A 15368-nucleotide genomic window follows, 5' to 3' on the forward strand; every position below is an offset into this window, starting at 1 on the left:
ACCGGTCGGCATGGTTGATTGGATAGAGCCGCTGGGTCTGGTGACAGGCCCGGCGGTTTCCAATTCCGGCCTGCCCCTGCAGGGGGGGCCGCTGCGCTTCCTGCTGGCGCGGCAGGGTGGCCGGGTGATGCCGGCCGAGGCGGTGCCGGAGCCCTGGCGGGCGATCCTCACCGCGCGGCCCCCGGATTTCGCCGGCCTGGCCGACCCGGGCCGGCCGCTGGTGATGGGCATCGTCAACGTCACCCCGGATAGCTTCTCCGGCGATGGGCTCGCCACTGACCAGTCCCGTGCCATCGCCCAGGGCGAGGCGATGCGGGCGGCGGGGGCGGATATCCTCGATGTGGGGGGCGAATCCACCCGGCCGGGAGCCGCACCGGTCGAGCCGGAGGAGGAGATGCGCCGGGTGCTGCCGGTGGTGCGCGCCCTGGCCGGCATCGCCCCGGTTTCCATCGATACCCGCCATGCCGCGACCATGGCGGCGGCGCTGGCGGCCGGCGCCCGCATCGTCAACGACGTCACCAGCCTGCGGAACGATCCGGCGGCCCTGCGGCTGGTGGCGGAGGCGGGGGCGCCGGTCGTCATCATGCATATGCCCACCACCGACCCGCGCACCATGCAGCAGCATGCCGGCTATCCCGATGCCGGGTTGGCGGTGCTGGACTTCCTGGCCGGGCGGCTGGCCGCGCTCGAGGCGGCGGGCATTCCGCGGGGGCGCATCGCGGTGGACCCCGGGATCGGCTTCGGCAAGACCCTGGCGGAGAACCTGGAACTGGTGGACCGGCTGCCGCTGCTGGCCGGGCTCGGCTGCACCATCCTGCTGGGGGCCTCGCGCAAGGGCTTCCTCGGCCGCATCGCCGGGGTGCCGGAGGCGGGGCAGCGGATGCCGCCCAGCCTGGCCATCGCTCTGGCCGGGGTCAATCGCGGCGCGCATATCATCCGGGTGCATGACGTGGCGGAAACCGTCCAGGCGCTGCGGGTGTGGCAGGCCTGCGCCGTCGGCGACATAGGCTGATGGACCGGCGGGGCCGGCGGCGCTAATCCCTGGAACACCACCATCCGGCGCGAAACCCCCATGACCCAGCCCACCCGTCGCCTCTTCGGCACCGATGGCATCCGCGGCACTGCCAACAAGGCGCCGATGGATGCCGCCACCGCGCTGCGGCTCGGCCAGGCGGCGGGGCGCTACTTCAACCGCGGGACCCACCGGCACCGGGTGGTGATCGGCAAGGATACCCGGCTCTCGGGCTATATGCTGGAGCCGGCGCTGACCGCGGGCTTCATCGGCGCTGGGATGGACGTGGTGCTGGTCGGGCCGATGCCGACGCCGGGGATCGCGCTGCTGACCCGCAGCCTGCGGGCCGACCTCGGCGTGATGGTCAGCGCCTCGCACAATCCCTACGAGGACAATGGCATCAAGCTGTTCGGCCCGGATGGGCTGAAGCTGTCCGACAGCCAGGAGATGGAGATCGAGGCGCTGATGGCCGGCGACCTGGCGGCGGCCCAGGTGGCACCGGCCCGGCTCGGCCGCGCCAGCCGGATGGATGATGCGCCCGGCCGCTACATCGAGGCGGCCAAGCAGAGCTTCCCGCGCAAGCTGACCCTGGAGGGGCTGCGGGTGGTGGTGGATTGCGCCCATGGCGCCGCCTATCGCGTGGCGCCGACCGTGCTGTGGGAGCTGGGGGCGGAGGTCGTCTCCATCGGCGTGGCGCCGGATGGTTTCAACATCAACAAGGGCGTCGGCTCCACCGCTCCGGCCGAGCTGGCGTCCCTGGTGCGGGAGCGGCGGGCGGATATCGGCATCGCCCTCGATGGCGATGCCGACCGGCTGGTGCTGGTGGATGAGGCGGGGGCGATCATCGATGGCGACCAGATCCTGGCGCTCATCGCCGCCTCCTGGCACGCCGAGGGGCGGCTGCGCGGCGGGGCGGTGGTCGCCACCGTCATGTCCAACATGGGGCTGGAGCGCTACCTGAAGGGGCTCGGCCTCGGGCTGCTGCGGACCGCGGTCGGCGATCGCTACGTCGGGGAGAAGATGCGCGAGGTCGGCTGCAACCTCGGTGGCGAGCAATCCGGCCATATGATCATGACCGATTTCGGCACCACGGGGGATGGGCTGATCGCGGCGCTGCAGGTGCTGTCGGTGCTGGTGCAGGAAAGGCGGCCGGCCAGCGAGGTTTGCCGCCGCTTCACGCCCCTGCCGCAGCGTTTGGTGAACGTGCGCTTCGCTGGGGCCTCCCCGCTGAAGCATGAGGCGGTGCAGCAGGAGATCGCCGCCTTCGAGGAGAAGCTGGGCGACCGCGGCCGCATCCTCATCCGGGCGAGCGGGACGGAGCCGCTGATCCGGGTGATGGCGGAGGGCGAGGACGAGGCCATGGTGGATGCGACGGTCGAGGCACTGGCCGAGGCGATCCGCGCCCGGGCAAAGGTGCCGGCGTGACCATCGGACGGGTTCTCATCGTCGCCGGTTCCGATTCCGGCGGTGGCGCGGGCATCCAGGCGGATCTCAAGGCGGTGACGGCGCTGGGCGGCTATGCCGCGACGGCGATCACCGCGTTGACGGCGCAGAATACGCTCGGCGTGCAGGGGGTGCTGCCCATCCCGACCGACTTCATCCGCCAGCAGATGCGGGTGGTGCTGCGGGACATCGGCGCCGATGCGCTGAAGACCGGCATGCTGCACGACAGCGCCACCATCGCGGCGGTCTGCGACGAGATCGCGGCCGAGGCGCCCGGCGTGCCGCTGGTGGCCGACCCGGTGATGGTCGCCAAGGGTGGCCATGCGCTGCTGCAGCCGGATGCGGTGAAGACCCTGAAGCGCCGGCTGCTGCCGCTGGCCGCCGTCATCACCCCCAACCTGCCGGAGGCGGAGGTGCTGACGGGCCTCGCCATTGCCGATGAGCCGGCGATGCACCGGGCCGTCGCGGCGCTGCTGGCGATGGGGGTGAAGGCGGTGCTGCTAAAGGGCGGGCACCTGGAAGGGCCGGTGGTGGTGGACCTGCTCGGCACCGCCGCCGGCGTCATCCGTTACGAAAGCTCCAAGATCGACAGCCGGCATACCCATGGCACCGGCTGCACCCTGGCCAGCGCGGTCGCCGCCGGCCTGGCGCAGGGGATGGCGCTGCCCGCCGCGGTGGTGCGGGCGCGGGCCTATGTGCGGGCGGCGATCCTGGCGGCGCCGGGCCTCGGGGCCGGGCATGGCCCGCTGGGGCATGGCGTGACGATCGACCCGGCGCGGCTGGAGGACTTGCGGTGAGGACCTATCCCTTCGTCACGGTGGACGTCTTCACCGACCGGCGCTTCGGCGGCAACCAGTTGGCGGTCTTCCCCGATGCACGGGGGCTGAGCGATGCCGAGATGCAGTCGCTGGCCGCCGAATTCAATCTCAGCGAGACGACCTTCGTCCTGCCACCGGCGGACCCGGCCAATACCGCCCGCGTCCGCATCTTCCACCGCACTGCGGAGATGCCCTTCGCCGGGCATCCGAATGTCGGCACCGGCTTCGTGCTGGCGGAGCGGGCGGTGGAGGGGGTGCTGCGCTTCGAGGAGATCGCCGGGTTGGTCGAGGTGAAGGTGGAGCGCGATGCCGCCGGGGTGCTGACCGGGACGACCATCGCCGCGCCCCAGGCGCTGAAGCTGGGCGGGGAGGTGCCGGTCGAGCTGGCCGCCGGCTGCGCCGGGATCGACCCGACCGGGATCATCACCGCGCGGCATGCCCCGACCCTGGCGGCGGATGGCGGCAATTGGCGGTTGCTGGTCGAGGTGACGCCGGAGGCGATGGCCGCGGCGGGGCCGGATATCGCCGGGTTCCGCCGGACGGTGACGGCGCATGCCGAACTCGACGGAAAGCTTTCGCTGTACCTTTACCGGCGGGAGGGGGCAGGGCTCCGGGCCCGGATGTTCTCGCCGCTGAGCGGCACCTGGGAGGATGCAGCGACCGGCAGCGCGGCGACGCCGCTGGCCGGCTTCCTGCTGCACCTGAGCGGGGCGGAGAGCGCCGCGATCGACATCGTCCAGGGCGTCGAGATGGGCCGGCCGAGCCTGCTGCGGACCACCGCGCGGCGGACCGCCGGCGGCATCCGCGCCACGGTCGGCGGCGGCTGCGTGCCGGTGCTGCGGGGCGAGGCGACGCTGTAGCCAAAGCGTGGTCGTCTGAGGTGGATCACCGAAAGACGTGAATCACGCGGCAGAACCACAGGCTGGACCCTGTCCGGCGCTTGGATCAGCGTCGGACAGGGACTAGCTGTCCGCCTTCCGCGACCAGCCCAGCCAGCCCTCGATATAGCCGCGCCGCACCAGCACCATCCCCAGCGCGGAAAGCGGCGCGGCCAGCGCCACGCCGAGCAGGCCGAACAGCGCCCCGGTCAGCACCTGGGTGACCAGCAGCAGGGCCGGGGGCAGGTCGGCGGTGCGGCTCTGCACCATGGGGGTGAGGAAATTCCCCTCCACGGTCTGCACCAGGATCACCAGCCCGACGACCCAGAGGGCCAGGCTCGGCGCCTGGGTCAGCGCCAGCAGCACCGCCGGGACGGCGCCGATCATCGGGCCGATGACGGGGATGAAATTCAGCACCGCGATGATGGTCCCAAGCAGCCCGGCCAGGGGCACGCCGAGCAGCATCAGGCCGATCCAGGTGAGGGTGCCGGCGACGATCATGCCGATGGCCTGGCCGAGCAGCCAGCCGCGCAGGGTGGTGCCGGCCTCGTCGAAGGTGGCGCGCATCTCCTCGTTCAGCTCGGGCGCGAAGAGGTGACGCAGGCCCTTCAGGTATTCCTCCGGCCGCACCGCGAGGTAGAGCGCCAGCAGGATCACCAGCACCGCATTGCCGAGGCCACCCAGGGTGCTGCTGGCGGCCGAAGCGGCCGCCGCCGCGGCCCCTTCCACGCCCCCGCCGCCCATCAGCCGGCTCGGGTCCACCTGTTGCAGCACCCATTCGCCCCAGCCGGTGCCGGCGACGGTATTGCGCAGGGTCTCCAGGCTGCGCGGCAACTCCTTGGCGAGTTGCTGGGCCTGCGCGGTCAGCGGGCCGGCGGCGAACCAGCCGGCGAGGCCGATGGCCAGTATCACCAGCGCCGCCACCACCAGCACCGCGGCCCAGGGCGGCAGGCCGGTGAGGCGCGACAGCGGCTCCGCCCCCGCGCGTAGCGCCAGGGCCAAAAGGACGGCAGCGAAGCCGAGCAGCGGCACTTCCGGCGCGAGCCAGAAGAGCACCAGCAGCAGGCCGAGGAGAATGAGGACGGACGCCTGGGATCGGGACATGCCGGCGCGAACAAATGGCGCGCAATTCGGTTCCCACCCGATCCTGTCCGGTTCCGGATTTAACCGGATTTCAAGGGTGCTGTGGCGATGGTGCCGCGGCACGAGGGTTCCATGCCGCTCACCGCAGATCTCGTTTCCAATCTTTTCGGCGGCTCTTCCGGCAGCACCGCGGCGGGGGATGCGGCCTCGGGCATCGCCGCGCTGAAGCTGGCGCGGACCGCCGGCGCCGCGACCAAGGGGATTGCGCGGGAGAAGCGGGACCCGGTGACGGTCACCGCGCTGAAGCAGTTCGAGACGGCGATCGCCAAGGCCAAGGATGTGAAGACCGCCCTGCAGGACCCGCGGGTGCTGGCGGTGCTGCTGCCGGGCCTCGGGCTGTCCGACCAAGTCGCCTATCCGGGTCTGGTGCAGAAGGCGCTGCTGGCGGATCCCGCCGATCCCAAGGGGTTGCTGGCCAGCCTCGATTCCCGCTTCGCCGCCGCCGCCAAGACGCTGGACCTGCGGAACAAGGGGCTGGCGGGGCTGAAGGATCCGGCGCTGCAGAAGACGCTGACGGATGGCTATGTGCAGTACCAGTACCAGACCGGGCTGGATGCGGCGAACCCCGGCATCTCGGATGCCCTCTATTTCCTGAAGACCGCCAAGGGCGAGACCAATATCTACAACATCCTGGGCAATTCGGTGCTGCGCCGGGTGGTGACCGGGGCGCTGGGGCTGCCGGATGCGATGGTGGTGCAATCCGTCGAGACCCAGGCGCGGGCGGTCACTGCGCGCCTCAAGCTCAGCGACCTGCAGGATCCGCGGAAGCTGGAGAAGCTGGCCGAGCGCTATGTCATCGCCGCCGCCGGTTCCTCCACCGGCCGCTCGCCCCTTTCCCTGCTTGCCTGAGGCGGCGGGGCGGCCTACCTCTTGCGGCGGGCCACGCCCCCCCACCGGGGCGCATCTGCTTCTGGAAGGGAGCCTGCAACCATGGCGATCGCCACTCCGCCGGCCACGCGGCCGAAGAACTCCCGTTTCTCCTCCGGCCCCTGCGCCAAGCGTCCCGGCTGGACCCTGGATGCGCTCTCGGGCGCCTATCTCGGCCGCAGCCATCGGGCCGCCGGCCCCAAGGCCCGGCTCGCCGAGGTGATCGAGCGCAGCAAGATGGTGCTCGGCATGCCGCCGGGCTGGCGCTTAGGCATCGTCCCGGCCTCCGATACCGGCGCGGTCGAGATGGCGCTCTGGTCGCTGCTCGGCGCCCGCGGCGTCGACGTGCTGGCCTGGGAGAGCTTCTCCAAGGATTGGGGCACGGATGTCATCAAGCAGCTGAAGCTGGCGGATGCACGGGTCATCGGCGCGCCCTATGGGCAGTTGCCGGACCTCGGCAGCGTGGACTTCTCCCGCGACGTGGTCTTCGTCTGGAACGGCACCACCAGCGGCGTGCGGCTGACGGGCGGGGACTGGATTCCGGCCGACCGCGAGGGGCTGACGATCTGCGACGCGACCAGCGCCGCCTTCGCCATGGAGCTGCCCTGGGACAAGCTCGATGTGGTGACCTGGTCCTGGCAGAAGGTGCTGGGCGGCGAGGCGGCGCATGGGATGCTGGCGCTGTCGCCGCGTGCGGTGGCGCGTCTGGAGAGCCACAAGCCGGCCTGGCCGATGCCGAAGATCTTCCGCATGACCAAGGACGGCAAGCTGAACGAGGGCATCTTCAAGGGGGAGACGATCAATACCCCCTCCATGCTTGCGGTCGAGGATGCGCTGGACGGCTTGCTCTGGGCCGAAGGCATCGGCGGGCTGCGCGCGCTGATCGCCCGATCGGAGGCGAACCTCGCCGCCATCGCCGGCTGGGTGGCGCGCAGCGACTGGGCGGATTTCCTGGCCGAAGTTCCGGCCACGCGTTCCTGCACCTCCATCTGCCTGAAGATCGTGGCCCCCTGGTTCACCGCGCTCGATGCGACGGCCCAGGCGGCGGCGGCGAAGAAGCTGGCGACCCTGCTGGACCGCGAGGGCGTGGCGCTGGATGCGGCGAATTACCGCGACGCACCGCCGGGCCTGCGCATCTGGGGCGGCGCCACGGTCGAGACCACGGATATCGAGGCGCTGCTGCCATGGCTCGACTGGGCTTTTGCGAGCGTCGCGGCCGAGTACAGCAAGGTGGCCGCGTGATGCCGAAGGTCCTCATCTCCGACAAGCTCTCGCCCGCCTCGGTCGAGATCTTCAAGCGGCGCGGCATCGAGGTGGACTTCAAGCCGGGCCTGTCCCCGGCCGAGCTGCGCGCCATCATTGCGCCCTATGACGGGCTGGCGGTGCGCAGCGCGACCAAGGTCACCCGCGAGCTGATGGAGGCGGCGCCGAACCTCAAGGTGGTCGGCCGGGCCGGCATCGGCGTGGACAATGTCGATGTGACGACGGCGACGGCGCGCGGCGTCGTGGTGATGAACACGCCCTATGGCAATGCCATCACCACCGCCGAGCATGCCATCGCCATGATGTTCGCCCTGGCCCGGCAGCTGCCGGAAGCCAGCGCTTCCACCAAGGCGGGGAAGTGGGAGAAGAACCGCTTCATGGGCGTCGAGCTCTTCGGCAAGACGCTCGGGCTGATCGGCTGCGGCAACATCGGCTCGATCGTCGCCGACCGCGCCGTGGGTATCCGGATGAAGGTCGTGGCCTTCGATCCCTTCCTGTCGGAGAAGCGCGCGGTCGAACTCGGCGTCGAGAAGGTCGAGCTGAACGAGCTGCTGGAGCGGGCCGATTTCGTCACGCTGCATACGCCGCTGACCGAGCAGACGCGGAATATCCTCAGCCGCGGCAACATCGCCCGGCTGAAGAAAGGTGTCCGCATCATCAACTGCGCCCGCGGTGGGCTGGTGGATGAGGCGGCGCTGTATGATGCGCTGAAGTCCGGCCATGTCGCCGGCGCCGCGCTGGATGTCTTCGAAACCGAGCCGGCGACCGACAGCCCGCTGTTCGGGCTGGAGAACGTGGTCTGCACCCCGCACCTCGGTGCGGCGACGGCCGAGGCGCAGGAGAACGTGGCGCTGCAGGTGGCCGACCAGATGGCGGACTACCTGCTCTCGGGCGCCGTCTCCAATGCCATCAACATGCCGAGCGTGACGGCGGAGGAAGCCCCGCGGCTCAAGCCATACATGGAGCTGGCGCGGTTGCTGGGCGCGCTCGCCGGGCAGCTGACGGCGGCGAACGACGATGCCATCAAGGCGATCCGCGTCGAGTACGAGGGCCATGTCGCCGAACTGAACCGCAAGCCGCTGACCGCCGCGGCGCTGGCCGGGGTGCTGACGCCGCTGATGGGCGCGGTGAACATGGTCAATGCGCCGGTGGTGGCGAAGGAGCGCGGCATGGATGTCGCCGAGACGGTGCATGAGCGCCGCGGCGACTATGCCACCCTGCTGCGGGTGACGGTTGTGACGGAGCGGCAGTCCCGCAGCGTCGCCGGCACCCTGGTGGGGGACGCCAAGCCGCGCTTGGTCGAGATCAAGGGCATCCCGGTCGAGGCGGATTTCGCGCCGGACATGCTCTACGTCACCAACCAGGACAAGCCGGGCTTCATCGGCCGCTTCGGCATGGCGCTGGCCAATGCCGGCATCAACATCGCCACCTTCCACCTCGGGCGCTCGGCCCAGGGCGGCGATGCGATCTGCCTGGTCTCGCTGGATGGGCCGCTGCCCGAGCCGGTGCTTGCCGAGGTGCGGACGCTCCCGCTGGTGGTGCAGGCGACCGCGCTCAGCTTCTGAGCGGCGGTCGCCCAGGCCAGGCTATTTCCCCTGGAAGACCGGCGGGCGCTTCTCCATGAAGGCCCGCAGCGCTTCCTGGTGATCCGCGGTTTCCCGCGTGCGCATCATGCCGATGGCCTCGGCATCCAGCGCCTCGGCCAGGGTACCTTCCTCGGCGATCTTCATGTTGCGCTTCATGTAGCGCCAGGCGACGCGCGGGCCTTTGCCGAGATGCTTCGCCAGGGCCATGGTCTCGGCGCGGAGCTGATCGTCCGGGACCAGCCGGTTCACCAGGCCGAGCTTGTCCATCTGCGCCGAATCCAGCTTGGCGCTGGTGAAATAGAGCTCCCGCGCCTTGGCCGGGCCGACCAGCCGCGCCAGGAAATAGTGGCCGCCGAAATCGCCGGAGAAGCCCATGTTGGCGAAGGCGGTGGTCATCCGTGCGCTGGTCCCGGCGATGCGCATGTCGCAGGCCAGCGCCAGGGACATCCCGGCCCCGGCGGCGACGCCATTCAGCATGGCGATGGTCGGCTTCGGCATCTCATGCAGCAGACGGGAGCATTCCATGCGGCTGCGGAGCTCGTCGGCACCGGCCTCGGGGGTTGCCGGCGGCGGCTTGGCCCCGGTGGCGCGGGCCTTCATGTCGCCGCCGGCGGAGAAGCCGCGCCCGGCGCCGGTCAGCACCACGCAGCCGATGCTGGGATCGACCGCGGCATCGCCCAGGGCCTTCAGCAGGTCCCACATCATGTTGCCGCCGAGGGCGTTCAGCGCCTCCGGCCGGTTCATCGTCAGCAGCAGCACGCCATCGGCGCTTTCCTGCAACAGCTCGGGCTCCATGCGATCTCCTCCGGTTTCCTTGGGGCTGGAATCTACACGGCGGCGCCGTGTTAGGCTTCCCCCTACCCAAGGGAGAAATGCGCCATGAAGGCCGCCGTCCTGCACGCCGTGAACCAGCCGCTGACCATCGAGACGGTCAGCCTGACGAAGCCCAAGGCGCGGGAGGTGCTGGTGCGGACCGCCTTCGCCGGGCTCTGCCACAGCGACCTGCATTTCATCGAGGGGCTCTACCCGCACCCTTTGCCGACTGTCCCCGGGCATGAGGTGGCCGGCGTGGTCGAGGCGGTCGGTGCCGATGTCACCTACCTGAAGCCGGGCGACCATGTGATCGGCTGCCTGTCGGTCTTCTGCGGCGCCTGCTCGCAATGCACCACCGGCCATACGGTGCTGTGCGAGAATACCGAGGTGAAGATGACGCCCGGCATGTCCCGCCGCCTGTCCTGGCAGGGCGGGCAGCCGATGCACCAATTCCTCAATCTGAGCGCCTTCGCCGAGCAGCTGCTGGTGCATGAGAATGCGCTGGTGAAGATCGACCCGGAGATCCCGCTGGACCGCGCCACCCTGGTCGGCTGCGGCGTCATCACCGGCGTGGGGGCGGTCTTCAATACGGCGAAGATCGAGGCGGGATCGACCGTCGCGGTCATCGGCTGCGGCGGCGTCGGGCTCTCGGCGGTGAATGGGGCGGCGCTGGCAGGGGCCTCGCGCATCATCGCCATCGACCGGCTGCAATCGAAGCTGGACCTCGCCCGGATCATGGGCGCGACCGATACCGTGCTGGTCGGCAACGACGACCCGGTGGCGGTGGTGAAGGAGCTGACCGGCGGCGGCGTCCACTACTCCTTCGAGGCGCTGGGGCTGAAGGCGACGGCCGAGCAGAGCTTCGCCATGCTGCGGCCGGGCGGCACCGCCACCATCATCGGCATGGTGCCCTTCGGCGTGAAGATCGAACTGCATGGCTTCGACTTCCTGCGGGAGCGGAAGATCCAGGGATCGTCGATGGGCTCCAACCACTTCCGGGTGGACATGCCGCGGCTGCTCAAGCTCTGGCAGCAGGGCCGGCTGCACCTGGACCACCTTATCAGCGGCACCCTGGCCCTGGAGGAGATCAACGCCGGCTTCGCCAGGCTGAAGACCGGGGAGGCGGTGCGCCAGCTCATCCACTTCCCGTGAGGGCGGACGGGGCCGGGTTAGCACAGGGTTTACGGTCCCGCCGCTACCCTCGCCCCGCCGACGACGGGACGGATTGCTCATGCCGCTTGCCGAGACCGAGGCGCCAGGCGGTGAGCCGCGGCGCGAACAGGTTGTTGCCCATGCCTATGCCGCGATCGCCTCGATGGCGAAGCACGCGGTGCCGCCTTCCCCGCCCTGCTTCACCGTCTGGTACAATTATCATGCGGGCGACAACACCATGGTCCGCCGGGTGCTCGACACCTACCTGAGCAATGGGCGGCCGATCACCGACGCATTGCTGCAGGAAATCCACGCCCGCTTCTTCGATACCCACCGCGAAGCCACCGCGCTGACCCATACGACCGACCGGCTGCGCGAGGCGACCGAGCAGGTGGCCGGGCTGATCAAGGATTCCGGTGGGCAGACCGCGCGCTATGGCACGGCGCTGGGCCAGTTCTCGGATGACATCGGCCGGAACGGCGCCGACCTGCAGGGCGCCCTCGGGCGGATCGTCGCCGATACCCAGGACATGGCGGAACGCACGGCGCGGCTGGGAGAGCGGCTGGAGGGCTCGGCCCGGATCATCACCGAGCTGCGCGACCAGCTTGAGGAGGCCTTGCGCGAGTCCCGGACCGATGTGCTGACCGGCTTGCCGAACCGGCGGGCGGTGGAAACCATGGCGCAGCATCTGGCGCGGACGGCCCAGGAGAAAGGCAGGCCATTGGCCCTGGGGATGCTGGACATCGACCGCTTCAAGTCCATCAACGACACCTGGGGGCATCCGGTCGGCGATGCGGTGCTGCGGCGAGTCGCCGGCACCTTGCGGGACAGCGTGCTGCCGGATGCCTTCTGCGGCCGCTTCGGCGGCGAGGAATTCGTCGTCCTGCTGCCGGGCTATGATCTGCATGCGGCCTGCCAGCTGGCGGAGCGGCTGCGGCAGGCGGTCGAAGCGCAAAGCTTCTCGCTGCGGGATGGCGGCAAGCCCCTGGGGGTGGTCACGCTTTCCGCCGGAGTCGCGGTGCAGGCCTGGGGCGAGGCCTGGTCCGGACTGCTCTCCCGCGCCGATGCCGCCTTGTACCGGGCGAAGCAGGCGGGGCGGAACCGCGTGGTCTGGGACGGCGGCGCCTAGGTCAGCGCCGGCGTTCCATTCGGTCGAAATCCGAAGCGACGAGCCCGGCCGCCTCAGCCGTGCGGGGCAGGCGGGGCATGGCAGAGAGCCGGGAAAGCGTGCCCGCCGGGCCGACGGTGAAGGCGGGGCCGGTCAGGGCCGCCTCGGCCGTCGCGCGGCTGCCGGCACGAAGCGCCTCGCTGGCACGGCGCAGGCTGGCGATCACCACATCCGGGTTGGCCGCAGGGGCGATGCCGAGATAGGCGCGCATTTCGCCTCGTGCGACCTCGAGCTGCTGGACCACGGCGGGGTTCAGCTCCGTCGCGTAGCGCGGGCTGGCGGGCAGGCCGCTGGTGAGGAATTCGAGCTGTTCCGCCGCCACCGCCGCCTCCGCCGGGCGACCGGCCCAGCGGCTGGTATCGCCCAGGTTGCGCGGCGCATAGAGCGCGGCGCCGCGGAGCGGGTCGCCGAAGCCGCCGAGGTAGTTGGCGCTCGGGTCCTCCGCGCAACCGGCCAGGGCCAGGAAAATCCCCATTGTCACGGTCACGAGACGGGGAGCGGCGCCGCGGGTGGGAGCGACCATTGGGCCGGAGCGTTCCGGCTCCGTTGGAACGCAACGGAAGGTCATCATGCGCGGCATCCTGCTTTGGCTCCTCGGCATCCCCATCCCGATCCTGATCCTGTTGTACCTGTTCAACGTATTGTAGGCCGATACGCCGAAACGACGAAAAAAAGGGGCGCCTTTCGGCGCCCCTTTCCAATTCGCCACCAGGCGGAAGGTGGCGCGCCCTTGGCCTTGCGGCCTCGGGCGCGCCGTTCCCTCAGCGCAGGACGATCTCGACGCGGCGGTTCTGCGGCTCGCGCACACCATCGGCGGTCGGGACCAGCGGACGGCTCTCACCGAAGGCCGTCACGCTGATCTCGTTGCGGCCGATGCCACGGTTGACCAGCTCCGCGGCAACCGCATCGGCGCGGCGCTGCGACAGGCGCTGGTTGTACTGCGGGGTGCCCGAACGGTCGGCGTGGCCGGCCACTTCGATGCGGGTGGACTGGACGCGGCGGCTGTTCTGGGCCGCCTCGCCGATGATCTCACGCGCACGGGTGGTCAGGTCCGCACGATCCCAGTCGAAGAAGACCAGGTAGGTGCGGGCCGGAGCCGGCATCGGGGCCGGCGGCGGGGCTTCGGCAACCGGCGGCGGCGCCGGCGGCGGCTGGAACAGGGCGTAGCGAAGGCCGAGCATGATCGAGTGGTTCATGTTCTCGGGCTCGATCTTGCCGCGAACCGTCTGGCCGGTGGCCGTGTTGCGGACCGAGGCATCGAGCCGGGGCTCGAGGGTGCCCATGAAGCGGTACTCGGCGGTCAGCGAGAGGCCCGTCACGCCCAGCCAAGTCAGCGGGGTGGCGACACCGGCGATGCCCTGGTAGGCGAAGCGGCCGGCAGCGTCGTCGGAGTAGATGGTCGTGCGCTGGCCAGCGCCGCCGTTGCCGCGGACGTTGTTCATGTCCGTCCAGACGTAGCCGGCGCCGACGCCGACATAGGGCTGGAAGATGGACTGGCCGAGGCCGAAGTTGGCGAAGTCGAAGTCATAGAAGGCATTGGCCATCACGCCGTAGCTGCGCTGGAAGCCACCGACGCGACCGACCGGCGCGAGGCCGAAGCCACGGATCTTGTCGATCTCGTTCTCGCGGTAGTTGCCCTCGATTTCGGCCCGCACGCCGTTGCCGAAGCCGTAGCCCAGGCTCAGCACGCCACCCCAGCCCACCTTGGAGCCGAGCTTGCCGGCATCGTCGCGCGCACCGCCGAGGCCGTTGCGGACATCGACATGCTCAGGATTGCCGAGCCAGTTCACGCCGGCGCCGGCGCCGATATACACGCCGGTGACCGGCTGGGCGCTGGCCACGCCGGAGGCCAGCAAGGGGGCTGCCACCAGGGCGGTGGCCAGCAGGGCCCGTTTCAGACTCATCGATACTGCTCCACGCAAGAGACGCTACCCATCGGGACCGGCCATCCGGCTCGACGCGGGCTGCGTTCCCTGGCCTGAAGAAAAAATTCGCCGACGAGTTCACTGGTGAAAATGCGAGGCCGGCGGCTGTGGCAGCAAAGCCACACAAGCGTTACGTCCCGAAACATTCACCGGCCTGGGCCGGCATCGGGCATGAAAAAAGGGGACGCCTTGCGGCGCCCCCTTGGTCTCAGCGAAGAGGCCGTGCTGCTTAGCGCAGGACGATCTCGACGCGGCGGTTCTGCGGCTCGCGCACGCCATCGGCGGTCGGGACCAGCGGACGGCTCTCACCGAAGGCGGTGATGGCGATGTCCGTGCGGGCGACGCCCTGGCGAACCAGCTCGGCAGCGACGGCCTGAGCGCGACGCTCGGACAGGCGCTGGTTGTACTGCGGGGTACCCGAACGGTCGGCGTGGCCGGCCACTTCGATCTTCGTCGCGGAAACGCGGCGGGCGCCGCCGGCGGCTTCGCCGATGATCTGGCGGGCGCGGTCGGTCAGGTCAGCCTTGTCCCAGTCGAAGAAGACGAGGTAGGTGCGGGCCACGGCCGGCGGCTGCGGGGCCGGAGCCGGGGCAACCTCGGCCATCGGCGCGACCGGGGTGTTGAAGGCGTAACGCAGGCCGATCAGGGCGCTGGCGTTGTAGTTGTCCGGCTTGAAGCTGCGGGCGGCCGGGCCGACGGCGCTGGTGCGGCTGACGTTCAGGCTCGGCTCGAGAGTGCCGAGGAAGCGGGCTTCGGCGGTGAGCGAGAGACCGCCACCGACCGCATAGGCCACGCCGGCGATGCCCTGGTAGGCGAAGTTGCCGTCGGTGTCGTCGATGCGGTAGCGGGCGGCACCCGGACCGGCCAGGTTGGCCTTGTCGACTTCGGTCCAGATGTAGCCGGCGCCGGCGCCGATGTACGGGGTGAAGGCGGTGCCCGTCGGGATGTCGAAGAAGACATTCGCCATGGCGCCGTAGCTGCGGAAGTAGCCGCTGGTGCCACGGATGTTGCCGCTAGTGCCGATCGAACGGACGTCGTTGTGGCGATAGCTGCCCTCGACCTCGGCGCGCAGGCCGTTGCCGAAGCCCCAGCCGATCGAGGCCAGGCCGACGATGCCGACGTCATCGGTCTTCAGCTTGCTGTTATCACCGCCCGACGGCAGGTGGTAGTTGGCGCCGGCGCCGGCGCCAACGTAAAGGCCGGAGACCGGCTGGGCCTGCGCGGCGACCGGCAGCGCCAGGACCGTCGCAGCCAGAAGGGCCTTCCTGAGGGTCATCTAATCTCTCCTCGATTCATACGC

Annotated in this window: 14 protein-coding genes; 9 read left to right on the forward strand and 5 right to left on the reverse strand. The window is 70.2% G+C overall.

Features of this window, described 5'->3' with window-relative positions:
* The first annotated feature begins 10 nt into the window (after positions 1-10).
* The 4 genes from folP to AC0IW9_RS10630 are packed head-to-tail and all read left to right on the forward strand — an operon-like array spanning position 11 to position 4133.
* The gene (gene folP / locus AC0IW9_RS10615) at positions 11-1012 is read left to right on the forward strand and encodes a dihydropteroate synthase (RefSeq protein ID WP_471648207.1); all 1002 of its coding nucleotides are present in this window, start codon (positions 11-13) and stop codon (positions 1010-1012) included.
* A gap of 60 nt (positions 1013-1072) precedes the next feature.
* Complete coding sequence (gene glmM, locus AC0IW9_RS10620; protein WP_471648208.1) at positions 1073-2437, forward strand: phosphoglucosamine mutase; 1365 nt, start codon at positions 1073-1075, stop codon at positions 2435-2437.
* Complete coding sequence (thiD, locus tag AC0IW9_RS10625; RefSeq protein WP_471648209.1) at positions 2434-3252, forward strand: bifunctional hydroxymethylpyrimidine kinase/phosphomethylpyrimidine kinase; 819 nt, start codon at positions 2434-2436, stop codon at positions 3250-3252. The genes glmM and thiD overlap by 4 nt, the downstream gene beginning before the upstream one ends.
* Positions 3249-4133, forward strand: coding sequence for a PhzF family phenazine biosynthesis protein (locus AC0IW9_RS10630; protein WP_471648210.1), 885 nt, complete (start codon positions 3249-3251; stop codon positions 4131-4133). Before thiD ends, AC0IW9_RS10630 begins: the two co-directional genes overlap by 4 nt.
* A 102-nt stretch (positions 4134-4235) precedes the next feature.
* Here the strand turns inward: AC0IW9_RS10630 and AC0IW9_RS10635 are convergent, their stop codons facing one another.
* Positions 4236-5255, reverse strand: coding sequence for an AI-2E family transporter (locus AC0IW9_RS10635; protein WP_471648211.1), 1020 nt, complete (start codon positions 5253-5255; stop codon positions 4236-4238).
* Between the two features lie 111 nt (positions 5256-5366).
* Between AC0IW9_RS10635 and AC0IW9_RS10640 the strand changes: the two genes are divergently transcribed.
* The 3 genes from AC0IW9_RS10640 (at position 5367) to serA (ending at position 8989) form a co-directional block, all read left to right on the forward strand.
* Positions 5367-6143 (forward strand): DUF1217 domain-containing protein, encoded by a 777-nt coding sequence (locus AC0IW9_RS10640; protein WP_471648212.1) that lies wholly within the window; start codon positions 5367-5369, stop codon positions 6141-6143.
* Positions 6144-6224: 81 nt separating this feature from the next.
* Positions 6225-7403 (forward strand): phosphoserine transaminase, encoded by a 1179-nt coding sequence (locus tag AC0IW9_RS10645; protein WP_471648213.1) that lies wholly within the window; start codon positions 6225-6227, stop codon positions 7401-7403.
* The gene (gene serA, locus AC0IW9_RS10650; RefSeq protein ID WP_471648214.1) at positions 7403-8989 is read left to right on the forward strand and encodes a phosphoglycerate dehydrogenase; all 1587 of its coding nucleotides are present in this window, start codon (positions 7403-7405) and stop codon (positions 8987-8989) included. The genes AC0IW9_RS10645 and serA overlap by 1 nt, the downstream gene beginning before the upstream one ends.
* A 21-nt stretch (positions 8990-9010) precedes the next feature.
* Here the strand turns inward: serA and AC0IW9_RS10655 are convergent, their stop codons facing one another.
* A complete protein-coding gene (locus tag AC0IW9_RS10655; RefSeq protein ID WP_471648215.1) occupies positions 9011-9805 on the reverse strand; it encodes an enoyl-CoA hydratase in 795 nt (264 codons plus the stop codon).
* Between the two features lie 84 nt (positions 9806-9889).
* Here AC0IW9_RS10655 and AC0IW9_RS10660 point away from each other — a divergent pair, with 84 nt between their 5' ends.
* On the forward strand, positions 9890-10975 hold the full coding sequence (locus AC0IW9_RS10660; protein ID WP_471648216.1) for a Zn-dependent alcohol dehydrogenase: 1086 nt from the start codon (positions 9890-9892) through the stop codon (positions 10973-10975).
* A 79-nt stretch (positions 10976-11054) separates the two neighbouring features.
* Positions 11055-12104: a GGDEF domain-containing protein gene (locus AC0IW9_RS10665; protein ID WP_471648217.1), complete on the forward strand. Its 1050-nt coding sequence runs from the start codon at positions 11055-11057 to the stop codon at positions 12102-12104.
* A gap of 1 nt (position 12105) precedes the next feature.
* Here AC0IW9_RS10665 and AC0IW9_RS10670 read toward each other — a convergent pair whose 3' ends face one another.
* From AC0IW9_RS10670 to AC0IW9_RS10680, 3 genes are all read right to left on the reverse strand, one after another.
* Complete coding sequence (locus AC0IW9_RS10670) at positions 12106-12618, reverse strand: hypothetical protein (protein WP_471648218.1); 513 nt, start codon at positions 12616-12618, stop codon at positions 12106-12108.
* 286 nt (positions 12619-12904) lie between these two features.
* Positions 12905-14047, reverse strand: a complete 1143-nt coding sequence (locus AC0IW9_RS10675) for an OmpA family protein (protein ID WP_471648219.1) — start codon at positions 14045-14047, stop codon at positions 12905-12907.
* A 250-nt stretch (positions 14048-14297) separates the two neighbouring features.
* Positions 14298-15344, reverse strand: a complete 1047-nt coding sequence (locus AC0IW9_RS10680; RefSeq protein WP_471648220.1) for an OmpA family protein — start codon at positions 15342-15344, stop codon at positions 14298-14300.
* Between the last annotated feature and the right edge of the window lie 24 nt (positions 15345-15368).

Source organism: Belnapia sp. AC561, from assembly GCF_979252845.1.

Coding starts and splice junctions, on each gene's coding strand:
- folP (WP_471648207.1), top strand. CDS start 11: ATGGTTGATTGGATAGAGCCGCTGGGTCTGGTGACAGGCCCGGCGGTT.
- glmM (WP_471648208.1), top strand. CDS start 1,073: ATGACCCAGCCCACCCGTCGCCTCTTCGGCACCGATGGCATCCGCGGC.
- AC0IW9_RS10635 (WP_471648211.1), bottom strand. CDS start 5,255: ATGTCCCGATCCCAGGCGTCCGTCCTCATTCTCCTCGGCCTGCTGCTG.
- AC0IW9_RS10640 (WP_471648212.1), top strand. CDS start 5,367: ATGCCGCTCACCGCAGATCTCGTTTCCAATCTTTTCGGCGGCTCTTCC.
- AC0IW9_RS10645 (WP_471648213.1), top strand. CDS start 6,225: ATGGCGATCGCCACTCCGCCGGCCACGCGGCCGAAGAACTCCCGTTTC.
- serA (WP_471648214.1), top strand. CDS start 7,403: ATGCCGAAGGTCCTCATCTCCGACAAGCTCTCGCCCGCCTCGGTCGAG.
- AC0IW9_RS10655 (WP_471648215.1), bottom strand. CDS start 9,805: ATGGAGCCCGAGCTGTTGCAGGAAAGCGCCGATGGCGTGCTGCTGCTG.
- AC0IW9_RS10660 (WP_471648216.1), top strand. CDS start 9,890: ATGAAGGCCGCCGTCCTGCACGCCGTGAACCAGCCGCTGACCATCGAG.
- AC0IW9_RS10665 (WP_471648217.1), top strand. CDS start 11,055: ATGCCGCTTGCCGAGACCGAGGCGCCAGGCGGTGAGCCGCGGCGCGAA.
- AC0IW9_RS10670 (WP_471648218.1), bottom strand. CDS start 12,618: ATGGGGATTTTCCTGGCCCTGGCCGGTTGCGCGGAGGACCCGAGCGCC.
- AC0IW9_RS10675 (WP_471648219.1), bottom strand. CDS start 14,047: ATGAGTCTGAAACGGGCCCTGCTGGCCACCGCCCTGGTGGCAGCCCCC.
- AC0IW9_RS10680 (WP_471648220.1), bottom strand. CDS start 15,344: ATGACCCTCAGGAAGGCCCTTCTGGCTGCGACGGTCCTGGCGCTGCCG.